13 protein-coding genes and 1 pseudogene are annotated in these 14,386 nt (G+C 50.8%); all 14 read left to right on the top strand.

Annotation, left to right across the window (positions count from 1 at the left end; translation table 11 throughout):
• Nucleotides 1-129: 129 nt before the first annotated feature.
• The 14 genes and pseudogenes from PAEVO_RS14930 to PAEVO_RS14865 all read left to right on the top strand — a co-directional run bounded on the left by PAEVO_RS14930 (nt 130) and on the right by PAEVO_RS14865 (nt 14,290).
• On the top strand, nt 130-1,212 hold the full coding sequence (locus tag PAEVO_RS14930; RefSeq protein WP_100538245.1) for a Gfo/Idh/MocA family protein: 1,083 nt from the start codon (nt 130-132) through the stop codon (nt 1,210-1,212).
• 157 nt (nt 1,213-1,369) lie between these two features.
• The gene (locus PAEVO_RS14925) at nt 1,370-2,161 is read left to right on the top strand and encodes a lipid II flippase Amj family protein (protein ID WP_100538244.1); all 792 of its coding nucleotides are present in this window, start codon (nt 1,370-1,372) and stop codon (nt 2,159-2,161) included.
• Between the two features lie 48 nt (nt 2,162-2,209).
• Complete coding sequence (locus tag PAEVO_RS14920; protein ID WP_243390776.1) at nt 2,210-2,503, top strand: hypothetical protein; 294 nt, start codon at nt 2,210-2,212, stop codon at nt 2,501-2,503.
• A gap of 349 nt (nt 2,504-2,852) precedes the next feature.
• A complete protein-coding gene (locus PAEVO_RS14915) occupies nt 2,853-3,551 on the top strand; it encodes a FadR/GntR family transcriptional regulator (RefSeq protein WP_100538243.1) in 699 nt (232 codons plus the stop codon).
• A gap of 90 nt (nt 3,552-3,641) precedes the next feature.
• The gene (locus PAEVO_RS14910; RefSeq protein WP_243390775.1) at nt 3,642-4,991 is read left to right on the top strand and encodes an acyclic terpene utilization AtuA family protein; all 1,350 of its coding nucleotides are present in this window, start codon (nt 3,642-3,644) and stop codon (nt 4,989-4,991) included.
• Nucleotides 4,992-5,004: 13 nt separating this feature from the next.
• The gene (locus tag PAEVO_RS14905) at nt 5,005-5,331 is read left to right on the top strand and encodes a DUF4387 domain-containing protein (RefSeq protein WP_100538241.1); all 327 of its coding nucleotides are present in this window, start codon (nt 5,005-5,007) and stop codon (nt 5,329-5,331) included.
• 3 nt (nt 5,332-5,334) lie between these two features.
• Nucleotides 5,335-6,228: an ABC transporter permease gene (locus tag PAEVO_RS14900; protein ID WP_100538240.1), complete on the top strand. Its 894-nt coding sequence runs from the start codon at nt 5,335-5,337 to the stop codon at nt 6,226-6,228.
• A gap of 14 nt (nt 6,229-6,242) precedes the next feature.
• Nucleotides 6,243-7,115, top strand: a complete 873-nt coding sequence (locus tag PAEVO_RS14895; protein WP_100538239.1) for a carbohydrate ABC transporter permease — start codon at nt 6,243-6,245, stop codon at nt 7,113-7,115.
• A 70-nt stretch (nt 7,116-7,185) separates the two neighbouring features.
• On the top strand, nt 7,186-8,679 hold the full coding sequence (locus tag PAEVO_RS14890) for an extracellular solute-binding protein (RefSeq protein WP_100538238.1): 1,494 nt from the start codon (nt 7,186-7,188) through the stop codon (nt 8,677-8,679).
• Between the two features lie 13 nt (nt 8,680-8,692).
• The gene (locus PAEVO_RS14885; RefSeq protein WP_100538237.1) at nt 8,693-9,847 is read left to right on the top strand and encodes an ADP-ribosylglycohydrolase family protein; all 1,155 of its coding nucleotides are present in this window, start codon (nt 8,693-8,695) and stop codon (nt 9,845-9,847) included.
• 46 nt (nt 9,848-9,893) lie between these two features.
• Entirely contained in the window at nt 9,894-12,014 is a 2,121-nt protein-coding gene (locus PAEVO_RS14880; RefSeq protein ID WP_100538236.1) for an ADP-ribosylglycohydrolase family protein, read from the top strand.
• A 20-nt stretch (nt 12,015-12,034) separates the two neighbouring features.
• Entirely contained in the window at nt 12,035-12,946 is a 912-nt protein-coding gene (gene rbsK, locus PAEVO_RS14875; RefSeq protein ID WP_100538235.1) for a ribokinase, read from the top strand.
• 262 nt (nt 12,947-13,208) lie between these two features.
• Nucleotides 13,209-13,394 carry a hypothetical protein gene (locus PAEVO_RS14870; protein ID WP_100539464.1) on the top strand — a complete coding sequence of 62 codons (186 nt, stop codon included), beginning with the start codon at nt 13,209-13,211 and terminating at the stop codon, nt 13,392-13,394.
• Nucleotides 13,395-13,742: 348 nt separating this feature from the next.
• Nucleotides 13,743-14,290, top strand: a pseudogene (locus PAEVO_RS14865) (nucleotidyltransferase family protein).
• Nucleotides 14,291-14,386: the final 96 nt, after the last annotated feature.

The raw sequence follows: 14,386 nt of genomic DNA, 5'->3' as shown, positions 1-14,386 counted from the left end.
AAACCTCGGGGATGCGGGAGTACATTGATCTTGGAAAGGTTCGCTTGGTCAAAATCGCAGGATACGAGGGAGGGAAATAATGTTAAAATAACATCAAGCGGGCAGCTTGATGTTAGGAGGTTCCATAGGATGAAGACATTGTCAGTAGGAATCATAGGGACCGGATTTGGCGGTTGCGTTCATGCTCCCATTTTTCGGATGCACCCGGGGATGGAGGTGAAATCCATTGCCAGTGTCCATCGACAACGCTCGGAGGGCCGCACGTGGAATGGAATTCCGTATTACAGGAATTGGCGTGAGATGCTGGAGAATGAGCAGTTGGATCTGATATCGATCGTATCGGCACCGGTCCATCATTATGAAATGACGATGCTCGCCTTGCAATCCGGCCACCATGTCCTGACGGAGAAGCCTCTGGGCATGAATACGGAGCAAACGTTACAAATGCTGAGTGAGTCGGAACGGGTGGATCGACAAGGTTTCGTTAATTTTCAATGGAGATGGACGCCGATTCGGCAGCGAATAAAGCACATGCTGCAGGGTAAAGAGCTGGGAGACATTCAGCATATCAAATATACAGGAAGCTTCCCCGGGTATTCCCTAATGGCTAATTCTTACCGGGGATGGGAAGCACGCCGTGAGGATGGAGGTGGATTCCTGTTTGCGATCGGTTCGCATATGGTAGATTCACTCTTATGGTGGATGGACGAAGAGATTACGGAAGTGTACGGCGACCTGAGAATTCAGATCTCGGCCTATAACGGAGATGAAGGGCTTGAGCTTAGGGACGCGGAAGATGCCTTTACTTTTTCGGGGCGTTTTAAGGGCGGAGCCTCTCTCCTTGCGGATGTATTTTTTCCGGGAATTCGTGGCATGGGTTGGACGTTGGAGATTTACGGGACCAAGGGAACGCTGATCATGCGAGATGACCGTTCTCTCGAATGCAGTTTTGGCGGGGCGTTTGAGTCTGTCGATATTGAGACGTTCCAACCGCCTACGGATCTGGAGGCACCAGCGGCGCACTACTATAACGGTTTTTATCAGATGATAGATGGGATATACCACAGTATAAATGCAAACCCATCAACGTTGAATATGCCGTATTTCGTGGATGGCCACAGGGTACAAGCTGTTCTGGATGCGATTCGTCTGTCGTCCGAGACGCACAGCCGAGTCAGCGTTAATTATGGATCTATCATTCGGCATGGCTAATGGAAAGTGATGCTGGAAGAGCAGGGAGGGCACGTACTAATCCGATAGCAAATCGGATAGATATAAAGAGTGGGCTGGAGCTTGCAGACCCCATTGGTCAAGGGCGACAGTATAGGGTTCGACGTTTTGACCAACATCAGGTGGGGAGGAAACCTCTATGATACAGAGCTTGATCGTTGTGTTTGTACTGACCATGATTATTCATACGGCGGAAACCTTGTCATACTCCGCAAGATATGCGGGGGTGAAGCTAAACAAGATTGCTGTTGCATTATCGTTGACGGGGATCATTGTGCTGGTTTCCCGAACGTCCAACTTAGTTCAAGCCCCGCTGACGGCCAAATTTGTTGATTATGCGAAAGTGGATCCTTCGTTTGACGTGCTCTCCTATTTCAGGGCGATTTTGTTGGCCGCCTCGATCGGAACGATTGTTGCAATCGCGTTGTTTCCTACCTTCGTCAATCTGTTCAGCAGAGTCATCAGCAAGCTGGAGGTCGCCGGATCGATTCCGAAGCTGGTATCAAGCGTGACCATTGGACAGCTCAAGAACACAAGGCATTACATAAGAAAGCCCAATTTGAAATGGAGTCAGTTTCGTTACTTAGGGGTACCTAAACGGTTTATTATGCTGAATATTGTGGTCACGGCTTTTTACACAGTCGGTGTTCTGTCGTCCCTGTACGCAGCTCATCTCATCCCTCAGTACAGCACTACAGCATCTCAAGCGTCCGGGTTAATCAACGGAATCGCGACGATTATTTTAACGATATTTATCGATCCCCAGCTTGGCTTGATTACCGACAAGGCAACTCGGAACGAGGAAGCGAGGGACCAGCTTGGCAAAGTATATACGATGCTGATGGTTTCAAGGTTTTTTGGAACCATGCTGGCACAGCTCGTGATCATTCCGGCCGCTTGTGTGATCAGCGAGATTGTGAAGTGGATATAAGGACAGTGGTTGTGGTTAGAAAGTCAGAAGGAGAGAGGAAGAATCATAATGACACGTAAACGTGTAGTGATGGAATCCGTGCTGTTTGCTGCAGCGATATATGTAGGCTATTTTGTATTTATGATGCTGCAAGGGATGGTGCTAACACAGAGACATGTCCGGAATATAGATTTGGCTCTGCAATATGAACAGGCGGAATCCGTCCAGGCTCAGGTAGCTTTTGGAATGATCGAGCGCAATAGCGAATGGTTTACCGTGGCTGTAATGGGAGGCTTTATTGTATTAGGCAGCTTATATGGAAGTATTAGATGGATGTTGGCAAAACGAAGACCGCAATCCTAACATTGGATTTTCTAGAGAGCATAAACCCTGTCATGGATTCCTGTCCAAAGCCAGGGTTATTTTGTCTTGGGATTTATAATCGATGTTGGATCCAAAACCTTATCTCATATTTGAAGTAATCCATACTCGACGGTATGGACAAATAGGGACAAATAGGGACAAATGAAGATAATTGGGTCACCCAATTATCCGGTACACAACGTAAATAAGGCATTATATACCTATAAAACAGCAATGAAAGCGCTATTTTTATGCTTGACAGCCTTTTCAGATGCGTTTATGCTAAACATGCGGTTAATTGGATCACCCAATTATCGTTTGCGCAAGTAGGGATAGAGAGGGTAGTCATATGACCATTAAGAAGATTAAATATCATCGGGTGTACGAGGATGTTATCGAACAGATCAAGAATCTGATTCTGGAAGGGAATCTGGCTCCGGGAGACGTTCTTCCGACAGAACGGGAGCTGGCCCAATCGTTTGGCATTAGCCGCGGAACATTGCGAGAAGCCTTTCGCATTCTGGAACGCGAGGGGCTGATTGAAGCCAGACCGGGCGGCGGACGTTTCCTGAGCAAAGCACTGGATGTAGCCGAGGATCGAAGCCGCATTCTGGACAATATTGAACGCGCTACCATTATAGAATTGCTGGAGGCGCGGGAATTGTTCGAGACGGGAATCGTGGAGCTGGCGGCGAAGCGGGCAACCGATGAGGATATTGCCGAGATTGTGGCTGCATTTGAAGCATGGGGACAGATCGATCAAAATGCGGAGGATCGTTCGAAGCCGGATCAGGCGTTTCACCTGTCGATCGCCAAAGCCACGCATAACGTGGTTCTCGTCAATATGATTGAATTGCACATGGATTTGCTTCAGCGGACGCTGAGCAAAACCGCCCAGATTCCGGGTCGCAAGAGCGAGGTCTACGAAGAGCATTTACTTATTTTGCAAGCCATTAAGGAACGCGATCCGGTAAAAGCAAAGCTGGCTTTGCTGAACCATCTCAGCCGGGTTAAAGAAAACATACAGAAAAACTACATTCATGTATAAGAGGGGAGAAACGTCCCCCTTTTAGCACAAATTGGATAATCCAATTATCCAATGGTCATGGGTGAATATTTTGGTAAAGAGGGACTGCTGATGAATACAGACATTCGAATACTATCACCCTGCGGCATGCTGGGATATGGCTTTCCTGAACAATCCTTTATGAACGGCCTGGAGTTCGATCCGCACGGCATCGTTGTTGATGCAGGCTCAACGGATGGGGGACCCCATAAGCTGGGCGCCGGCGTATCGATCGTCAGCAAGCGGGCGGTTAAGAAAGACCTGGACATTATGCTCACGAACGGTTTGCCCCGAAAAATTCCGATCATCATTGGCTCGGCTGGCGGCTCGGGCGCACGGACCCATGTGAATTGGACGCTAGAGATCATTGATGAAATTTTGGATGAACGGGGCCTTCAGGCCAAGGTATCTGTCATATGGGCCGACTTTACGCAGGAGGAAATCCATCAGGCGAAGGAAGAAGGGCGGATTAAGGCACTAAGCCCAAATATTCCGCCACTCACCAGTGAGTTGATTGACTCCACCAACAGCATCGTTGCCCAGATGGGACACGAGCCTATTGTGGAAGCGCTTCAACAAGGCGTGGACATTATCGTCTGCGGCCGGGCGTATGATCCTTCCCCGTTCGCGGCGATCGGGATCTATCACGGCAAGGACCCGGGGCTATCCTATCATCTGGGCAAAATATTGGAATGCGGCGCATTGTGCGCGGAACCGGGAACAACCAAAGACAGCATTCTTGGCACGATCAGCGACGATTCGTTTACCGTTCAGTCACTCAACCCGAACCGGACGTGCAGCCCGACCAGCGTTGCGGCACATACCTTTTATGAGAAGGAACATCCTTATATTCTGCATGGTCCCGGATTTACGCTTGATTTGGAGAACTGCCGCTTCGAGGAAGAGGAGGAAGGTGTCGTTCGCGTAACCGGCAGCCGGTTCCTTCCGGCGGAGAAATATTTCATCAAGCTGGAAGGCGCTAGACGCGTCGCTTATCGGACCTTCGTGGTGGCGGGGATCCGGGATCCGATCCTGATCGGGAAGCTGGAAGAGGTTGAGGAATATGTTCGCAGCCAGGCACGGGAATATTACCGGGAAATTCCGGAATCGGATTATCGGATTCAATTCTACAACTATGGCAAGAACGGCGTTCTCGGAAGCAAGGAGCCCGAGTCGTTCGCTGGACACGAGGTCGGCGTCATGTTCGAAGTGGTGGCCAAGACGCAGGAATTGGCGAACAGCATCTGCGCCACGGTGCGTTCCACCTTCCTGCATTATGGCTACGAAGGCCGTAAATCAACGGCAGGCAATCTGGCTTTTCCATTCGCGCCAAGCGATATCGAGTTCGGTCCTGTCTATGAATTCTCCGTCTACCACCTGATGGAAATGAAAAATAATGCTTTTCGGATAGAGCATCGATAAGGAGGATCAAACCGTGACTCAACTCGGCGATTTGGCGAAGGTGCTGCGAAGTAAAAACTCAGGCCCCTTCGAAATTACGTTAGACGTGTTGTTTGATTCCAAGGAGCAATATGACAGAGTGAAACAGTCCGGTATCATTACGAAACGGACGATATGCGAGCTGTATCAGATCAGGGAGGAGCAGATTCATCACCTGGTATTCTTCGACCAGGCGCTGGGCTTCAAAATCACGATGTCTCGGAACATATCGTCAGGCAGTGTCGGCGACCGCGACGTGTACGGAGCCCAGCAGCATGCTCCCCTCATGAAGCTATCCATCGAATATCTGGAGGAGGGGTAAGCCATGAAGGTGTTAAGACGCTTAAGGCAGGATTGGGTACTATACGCGATGCTGTCGCTGCCTCTGCTCTACTTTTTTATTTTTCATATCATTCCGCTGTACGGCATGAAACTCGCCTTTCAGGATTACCGGATTCTGGGGGATCATGTATGGGTCGGGTGGAAGCACTTCAAGACGCTGTTCAGCTCGCCCGCCTTCACAAGCGTGCTGCAGAATACCATCATCATCAGTTTGATGAAAATCGTATTCGTATTCCCGATTCCGATTATGCTGTCACTGCTTATTAATGAAGTTCGTAGCTCGAAATACCGCAAATATGTGCAATCCGTAGTCTATCTGCCGCATTTCCTGTCCTGGGTTGTTATTGCCGGGATCTGGATCAGTCTCTTGAATCCTGCCGAAGGCGGAGTCAATCTGATTGCGAATTTCTTTCAACTGCCATCCGTGGATTACATGACCAGCAAGGAGCATATCCGTTGGGTGCTCGTATTCTCCGAAATATGGCGAAGCGCCGGCTGGGATTCCATCATATATCTGGCAGCCATCATGAAGATCAGCCCAGGATTGTATGAAGCAGCCAAGATCGACGGGGCGACCCGGCTGCAGCAGATGAGGTACATTACGCTTCCTCATTTATACAGCACAGTTGTAACCGTCTTCATTCTAAATCTGGGCTTCTTCATGAATGCTGGTTTCGATCAGGTGTTTAACTTTATGAACGATTCCATCATCAGTGTGGTGGATATTCTGGACACGTACGTGTACCGAATCGGTATCGGGAACGGACAGTTTGCTTATGCAACCGCAGCGAGTCTGTTCAAGGGCGTGATCGGTATCATCCTCATCCTGGGCACGCACTTCATATCGAAGCGCTTCTCGGGCAAGGGCGTCTGGTAAAGGAGGGTTTTACGATGAGACGGCTGGAAATTTCGAAAATCGTCATTTATCTCATGTTGTTTGTGTTTACGCTCATGGTATTGGTTCCTCTCCTGAATCTGCTGGCGCTGTCCTTAACCGATCCCGGCAAAGCTCACTTGATGGGCGGACTGGACATTTTTCCGAAGGGATTCTCAACGATCAATTACCAACTGTTATTGTCCAATCCCTTGATTACGGGCAGTATTCTGAATTCCGTATGGATTACCGTGGCGGGCACATTCCTAAATCTGCTGCTGACCTCGATGGCAGCATACGTGCTGGCCAGAACCGAATTTATCGGTAAAAAGGTCGTGTTATTCTTTCTGATCGTCATTATGGTGTTCGAGCCGGGCATGATTCCCGAATACCTGCTCGTGAAGGATCTCGGACTGATGAATACGCTAACTTCACTGATCCTGTACAAAGCGATCAACGTGTACTATCTCTTTATTCTCATGCGGTTTATTCAGGACATTCCGGAGGAGATTCTGGAGGCATCCCGAATCGACGGCGCAGGTCATTTTCGCTTATACAGCCGAATCATATTGCCGCTGTCCAAACCGGGGCTGGCGACATTGGGTTTGTTCTACGGAGTGTATCACTGGAATGAATATTTCAGAGCCACGCTCTACATTTCGGACCCGACCAAATGGCCGCTGCAGGTCGTGCTCAGACAGTTTGTTGTCCGCAAGGACAATACGTCCTTAATCGGCAACCAAAACATGTTCGACAGCTCGATCAACTTTGATTTCGCTTCCCTGCAGGCAGGTACGATCATGATTGCGATTGTACCGCTGCTGTTCCTATATCCGTTCATTCTGAAATATTACGCGAAAGGCGAACTGGAGGGCGGAGTGAAGGATTAAGCGGGAGGGCGAAGGCAGCTTACTTATAAGGCATAAATGTTCAAATTCAAAAAAGGGGAGAAAGATGAACATGAAAAAATTAAGCCTGTTATTCATCGTTGCCATGCTGGTTATGGTTATGTCAGCATGTGCGTCGAATTCGAAGACACCGGAGGCGGGTCAGACCGAACCCGGGACCGCGCAGCCTGACGGAAGCGGTGATCCCGTTACGCTGAAAATTGTGTACAAGGATGAAGGAACGGCGAACCCTGTTTCGGTTAAATTCTTCGAGACCTTGGAGAAATCCCTGGCCGAAGACGAAGGCTTGAACGTGAAATTCGAGCTTGTGGATCTGGCTCAAGGGAGTTATGCCGAGAACCTGAATCTCTTGCTGTTAGGCGGAACCATTCCAGATATCATCTATTTCCAGGGCGGTGACCAGCAAATTGCCGATCAAGGTCTGCTGGAAGATCTGACACCTTACATTGAAAATTCAACCTACATTAAAAATATCATCGAGCCGCACAACAAGACCCGGATGGCGAGTTATCCGTATCTGCTGTGGATCAAGCCGCTAGCACCAAAGACGCCGGTCATTCGGGCCGATTGGTTTAATGCCATGGAGAGCTCCAAGGCCTTGATGGAGAACCCGACCGTCGACAATTATTACGCCTTCTTCAAGGAACTGGTGGAGAAGAAGCCGGGTGAAGGCAAGCCGAGTTACGCGCTGACGGCAGCAGGCGATATTGCCGAGATCAACTTCATTTTTAATACGGCTTTCGGCTTGGATACGACTTGGCTCAAGAAGGAAGACGGAACTTATGAGTACTCCAAGGTTTCTCAGAAGGAAAAAGAAAAGCTGACGTTCTACAATAAGCTCTACAAGGAAGGGCTGCTTGACCCGCAATTTATTACAAAGCAGTGGGATACCAAGGAGGATGCCTTCTATAAAGGAGAAGCTGCCGTTATTACGGGCACAGCCGGCAAAATCATCGATTTGTATGACGGAAGAATGCAGGAACTGGGCGGAGACGACGCCAATCTGATAGTGCTGCCGCCGGCCAAGGGCGAAGCTCAAGGCTTCGGGGCTACCGATGTGACGAAGGAATCCAGAGGACTTGCGATCTCTTCGCAGTCGCCGCATAAAGACGTGGCGTTCAAGGTCTTCGATTACCTTGCAAGCCCGAAGGGGCAAATGCTGGACCGCCTCGGTTTTGAAGATGAGCATTACAAGGTGGTTGACGGCGAGATTGAGTTGAACGAGAAGTACTACACCGAATGGTATGCGCGTTTCTGGGAGCCGACCGAGATCAAATCCGAAATGCCTTTGAAAACGCCTCTCCTGGGTGAGCCGGGCTCCGAATCGTTGAAAATGGCTACCGAATTCTACACGGAAGACAACAACTTTATCATTCCCGAGCAGTTCATTGCCAACTGGGACGCAATGAACAACCTGTACAAGGAATACTCGACGGACTTTATTACGGGCAAGAAGGACTTGTCCCAATTCGACCAATTCGTTGAAGCCTGGAATGCTGCGGGCGGTGCAGAAATTACGAAATACGCCAACGAAAACATCAAGTAAGGAGCCTATGACTATGACTTCGTTTCGTGACCGGGTGAGGGGCGTGGTGATATCCACCGCGCTCGGAGACGCAATGGGAGCTCCAATCGAGAAATTAACGTACGAGGAAATCAAGTCCAAATACGGACGCGTGGAATCCCTGATGACAAGATGGCATAAGATGGATCTGCCGGCCGACGTCCGGCTTGGACGGGTAAGGGGCGATGGGATTGTCACGGACGATACGCTGATGACCATTGCGCTCATGAATGTGTATCTTACCGAGGGCAGGCATTTGGATGCCTATGATATGGGCAATGAATTCGTGAAGGAGATTGCGTTCCGCAAGACGTTTGTCCCTGAGCTGAATGAGGAGACGTTGATCATCGATCGATTGTTCTATCCGGAAAAATATATCTTTATGCGTCATGTGCTCGCCAATTGCGACCCGAGAGAAGGCGGCATCGGGAATATGGTGAACTGCGGGGCGGCGATGTACATCGCCCCGATCGGGATCGTCAATGCCTGCAATCCCAAGGCGGCTTATGATGAAGCCATCCTGTTTGCGATGGGTCATCAGAGCAGCTACGGCCTGGAAGCTGCGGGCGTACTGGCCGCTTGCGTGGCAAAGGCGTTTGAGCCGGGGGTGAGTGTGGACGATATTGTCCGCACCGCCATCAGCTTGGCAAAAGACGGCACGAAAGCTGCCATTCAAGAGATGACGCAAGCTGCCTATGATCTGCGGCAGGAGCGGGAAGACATGGACAAAGTGATCGAGGTGTTTCAGGCGATCATGCTTAAATATTCGCCGATGGGCGATGACGTGAGCCGTCATATCGACAAGGTTGGCATCCCAAGCAACCATTACACCCCAAGCCGCTTATGGTCGATTGAAGAGCTGCCCATGGCACTGGCGTTTATCGTTCTCAATGAAGGCGATTACTATCGTTCGATTCTGGACGGGGTTAACTCCGGACGTGATACGGACTCGATCGGCGTCATGGCCGGGGTAATCCTGGGCGCCATGTATGGCGCCGAGGTCATCCGCGAGGAAGATATCGAGCAATTGAATAAGGTGAACCGCTTGGACCTGTGTGCCATCGCCGACCGGTTCAGCGGCATTGCCGCGAAGATCATTGAGGAGGATTTGCGGATCAACGAGAACCGAAAGCGAATGATGAATCGTTAGCTTTTCATGTGCACGGACATGGTTTCAAAGCTAGGAGGGAGAGCAAATGATACCTAAACATTATGTAGAGACGGTATATGCGGGATTCATCGGTATGAACATTGGCATAAGACTCGGTGCCCCCATTGAACCGGTTGCTTGGACGTATGAACGCATTCGGGACGTATACGGCGATATCCGGGATTACGTGAAGCCGTACAAAACCTTTGCCGCGGACGATGACGCAAACGGTCCGGTTTTCTTTATTCGTGCGCTGTATGACGATGCGACGGACCGAGAGTTAGAGCCGGAGGATGTGGGCAAAGCATGGCTCAATTACGCAAGGGAAGGGATCGGCATGTTCTGGTGGGGCGGCGAGGATATCAGTACCGAGCACCGCGCTTATATGAATCTGCGCAAAGGCATCCCGGCCCCTCGTTCGGGTTCGATCGAGGTCAACGGCACGGAGATGGCGGAGCAGATCGGCGGCCAGATCTTCATTGATTCCTGGGGCCTGCTGTTCCCTGGGCAAGCGGAAAAAGCAGCGGATTACGCCGAAAAAGCAGCCAGCGTCTCCCACGACGGCAATGGGCTGTATGGTGCCCGCTTCATGGCTGCTTGCATAGCCAAAGCCTTTGATGCTTCAACCATGGATGAGATTATCGCGGAAGGACTTCGCATGATTCCGGATGACTCCACTTATGCACGCGTGGTCCATGCGGTGTTGGACTTCCACCGGGAGCATCCATCGGATTTCCGGGCGTGTCGTCAATACTTGGAGGATCACTGGGGATACGATAAATATACGGGCGTATGCCACATTATCCCGAATGCGGGGGTCTGCGTGGTAGCTCTGTTGTACGGTGAGGGAGATTTTGCACGTACGGTAGAGATTGCATCAATGTGCGGCTGGGATACCGATTGCAATGCAGGAAACGTAGGGACGATCCTCGGCGTATACGGCGGTTTGGCGGGGATTCCAGAACACTATCGCAAGCCGATTAATGACTTTATCGTAGCCTCCAGCGTGTCGGGGTACTTGAACCTGGTGGATTTTCCAACATTCGCAAAAGAGCTTGCCTTGCTGGGTTATCGCCTCAACGGAGAGAAGGCACCTGAAGCGTTGGTGCGGCGGGTGAAGCAAGGGGAGGTCTACTTCGATTTCGACCTGCCGGGATCCACGCACGGCTTTCGGACGAGTCATTCGTTTAAGACGCCTGTTTTGCGCCATTCAACCAAGAATGCCTATGACGGCAGAGGCTCCTTAGAAGTCGTCTTTGACCGACTGGTCGAAGGCGATAGCAGCAAAATCTACTATAAACCGTTCTATCGCCGGGCGGAGTTTAATGATGAGAAATATAAGCCGACCTTTGCCCCCCTGGCCTACAGCGGACAGACCGTATCCGCCCAAATTTATGTGGATCAGTGGGAAGGCGAACCGGTAACCTTGACTCCGTATGTGCGCAATACCTATACGCAGGAGGACATTCGATTGGCAACGTATACTCCTGCGGGCGGAGAGTGGAATGCGGTTGAATTCGTCATTCCGGATACCGAAGGCGCCATGATCGATGAGATCGGCTGGATACTCGAGAGCCCGTCGCCGCTCTTGAACCGCGCCATCGGAAGTTTGTTCGTCGGGCAATTCCGCATCATGGGAGCTGCGGACTATACAATCGATTTTGCCAAGCAGGCTAAAGAGTTCGCTTCTATCACTCCATTCTCGCATCATCGGGGAATATGGGAGCTGCGTGACGGCGTGCTGCATTGTACTTCGCAAGGGGATACCTCGTCCTATTCCGGCAATTACTACGCCGGAGATATGGAGATGGAGGCTACCATCAAACCGATATCCGGCAACAGCCATTGTCTGATTACGAGGGCACAGGGCGTCATGCGTCATTATCTGGCCGGCTTCGACGGCCCGAACTCCGTATCGTTTATGAAACAGGACTTCGGGATCACGCGTCTGATTACGGCAAGATACGATTGGGCATTGGGTCAAGAATACCGCCTGAAGCTGGTGTCCGAGAAGGATCGGTTCATCTTGTATATTAATGGAGAGAATGTGCTGGAATGCAAGGAAACCGCCTTTGGTCATGGCATGTTCGGCTTTGGCTGCCTCGAGGACGGCGAGAATGAGATCAAGGATGTTCACGTCCGTGAAACGGAGCCGAAGCCGGTTTAAGAGAAGGGAGCGGGTTATCTTTGCGTAAGCTGGTTGTCATTGGAAGCATTAATATGGATGTTGTGAGTAAAGTAGAGCAGTTTCCCCGGCCGGGGGAAACGATTCATAGCAGGGGCACATCTTTTTTTCCTGGAGGTAAAGGGGCGAATCAGGCTGTGGCTGCAGCCTCGGCCGGTGCGGATTGTACTATGGTCGGTGCGGTTGGTCTTGATCCATTTGGGAATACGCTGGTTACTTCCTTGGAAGAGCGCGGGGTTGGCGTTACATCGGTCCTCTCCAAGCCAGGCACCTCAGGTATTGCGATCATCACGGTCAACGATGAAGGCGAGAATTATATCGTGCTCTCGGAAGGAGCCAATGGACGGCTGACCGAAGAGGATGTTGCCGCCGAGGTGAAGTGGGATGGAGTATATGCTGTGCTGCTGCAGAATGAAATTCCGTGGCAGACGACGCAATATGTTATCCAATCGGCCAGCAATGCAGGCGTTCGCGTCTGGCTGAATCCGGCGCCTGCGCGAAAGGTCCCTCAAGATGTGTTACCGCTGATAGATACATTGATTGTGAACGAAACGGAAGCAGAAGTGGTAAGCGGCCTAAAGGTAGAGGACGCAGCTTCAGCTAATGCTGCTGCAGCATCGATCATCGACAGAGGCACCTCCAACGTGATCATCACCCTTGGCGAGTTAGGCTGCTTCTATGGGAATGCACGGGGCGAGCGTTTCACTGTTCCGGCTTTCCGCGTCAAACCTGTGGATACCACGGCGGCAGGAGATACCTTTATCGGTGCTTATGCAGCGGCTTGCACGGAGGGACTGGAAACGGAAGAGGCGCTTCAGTTTGCAACTGCAGCGGCTGCACTGACGGTGACCCGTCCGGGCGCTGCATCCTCCATACCGTCCAAGGAAGAGATTTTGGCTTTTATGAATCAGTAATCCGTTGCAAAAAGCGAGAGGGCGTTTTAGTTGCCTTCTCGCTTTTGTTATCTTCCCCCTCGCATTTCGAACGTGCGACGGAGACGTGTCATGACGGCGATCCACCATCTATTCGACCCATCTACTCCGGATCGGATGAGGCCGTAATGGCTGTGAGTCATGTTATGTGAGATCTAAATGGAGCTGCCCGACATGTTCTGCCGAACCCATTCATATATGTAAGAGTGACGATAATGAATCTATGAAATGGGGTATCTGGCTAATGGCAAAACAAAAAAGAGGCAAATCCTTGTGGAACCTACCAACTCGCGCTCGCGGTACTTGCCCGGTGTGCAAGAGTACCCGGACTAAACTGTTGTATCCCCGAACCAAATCGGACGGGACTGCCCTGAAGGTGTGCAAGCGCTGCGACGGCGCTACGCAGGAGCGAGTGGACGCGGCGGTTTAGCCTGCTTCCCGATGATAAATACGCCTAGCTCTCTTACAGTGGCTGGGCTGGGCAGCCTGCTCTCCAGCCCGGCATGCACAGCTTGGCCCAATACGCAGCTCGGGCATCGCCCGCTGCGCCCTATAATCCCTGCCTGTCTTGCCGATCAGGGATTATTTGGAATATAATAGATTTACCTATGAGCGTGCATAGACCGTTTTCCTCGTGAAGCGGTCTATGCTTTTTTACACGGATACAGGATTTTAGGGTTATGCTCTTATTCAAGTTGCGGCTAGCCAATAGATGAACCGGTGGAGGTTGAATTGTAAGAGGGCGAAGAAGAATATCATGTCATTGGCGGTGGATGGTATGTTAGAGGAACGGTTAAAGGAGTACATAAGCCAGCATAAGCAATTGATGACCGATTTGGGCAGCGTTCGCGACTTGGGGCTGCCGCAATGCTATATTGCTGCAGGCTACATTCGAAATTATGTGTGGAACTTGCTTCATGGGTTAGAAGGGACGGACCGGCATACGGATATCGATGTCGTATACTTCGATCCGGAGGATGTTTCTGAAGAGCGGGATGCAGACTTGGAGCAACATTTAAGGATCTCGACGGGAATCAGAAATGGTCTGTTAAGAATCAGGCCAGAATGCATGTGAAGAATGGAGATGAGCCTTATAACTCGACCCATGCAGCGCTAACCTATTGGCCGGAGACGGCTACCGCGGTCGGGGCAAGGCTGAACGCCGAGGGAGAGCTTGAGCTCTGCTGTCCTTACGGATTGGAGGATTTATTTGCGCTTCGGGTTCGCAGAAGCCCTAACTTCCATAAGCGAAGCTATTATTTGGAACGGGTATGGAAGAAACAATGGAAGGATCTTTGGCCGCAGCTAACGATAAGCGATGATTAGACAAAGGTATCCAACCAGGAGCTGCGGTGAGCAAGGAAATGAGCTTGTCCATGTGGAATTTATAGAGTGGCCTATTAACGGCCGGAACGAGGGGCT

Origin of the sequence: Paenibacillus sp. GM2FR (assembly GCF_002803325.1) — a bacterium.
GTDB lineage: Bacteria > Bacillota > Bacilli > Paenibacillales > Paenibacillaceae > Paenibacillus_AQ > Paenibacillus_AQ lautus.
Note: the sequence above shows the minus strand (reverse complement) of the source record. Positions and strands in the feature narration are given on the sequence as shown.

What these genes read in the sequence shown, in the direction of transcription:
- PAEVO_RS14930 (WP_100538245.1), top strand. Translation starts at nt 130, where the DNA reads ATGAAGACATTGTCAGTAGGAATCATAGGGACCGGATTTGGCGGTTGC.
- PAEVO_RS14925 (WP_100538244.1), top strand. Translation starts at nt 1,370, where the DNA reads ATGATACAGAGCTTGATCGTTGTGTTTGTACTGACCATGATTATTCAT.
- PAEVO_RS14920 (WP_243390776.1), top strand. Translation starts at nt 2,210, where the DNA reads ATGACACGTAAACGTGTAGTGATGGAATCCGTGCTGTTTGCTGCAGCG.
- PAEVO_RS14915 (WP_100538243.1), top strand. Translation starts at nt 2,853, where the DNA reads ATGACCATTAAGAAGATTAAATATCATCGGGTGTACGAGGATGTTATC.
- PAEVO_RS14910 (WP_243390775.1), top strand. Translation starts at nt 3,642, where the DNA reads ATGAATACAGACATTCGAATACTATCACCCTGCGGCATGCTGGGATAT.
- PAEVO_RS14900 (WP_100538240.1), top strand. Translation starts at nt 5,335, where the DNA reads ATGAAGGTGTTAAGACGCTTAAGGCAGGATTGGGTACTATACGCGATG.
- PAEVO_RS14895 (WP_100538239.1), top strand. Translation starts at nt 6,243, where the DNA reads ATGAGACGGCTGGAAATTTCGAAAATCGTCATTTATCTCATGTTGTTT.
- PAEVO_RS14890 (WP_100538238.1), top strand. Translation starts at nt 7,186, where the DNA reads ATGAAAAAATTAAGCCTGTTATTCATCGTTGCCATGCTGGTTATGGTT.
- PAEVO_RS14885 (WP_100538237.1), top strand. Translation starts at nt 8,693, where the DNA reads ATGACTTCGTTTCGTGACCGGGTGAGGGGCGTGGTGATATCCACCGCG.
- PAEVO_RS14880 (WP_100538236.1), top strand. Translation starts at nt 9,894, where the DNA reads ATGATACCTAAACATTATGTAGAGACGGTATATGCGGGATTCATCGGT.
- PAEVO_RS14870 (WP_100539464.1), top strand. Translation starts at nt 13,209, where the DNA reads ATGGCAAAACAAAAAAGAGGCAAATCCTTGTGGAACCTACCAACTCGC.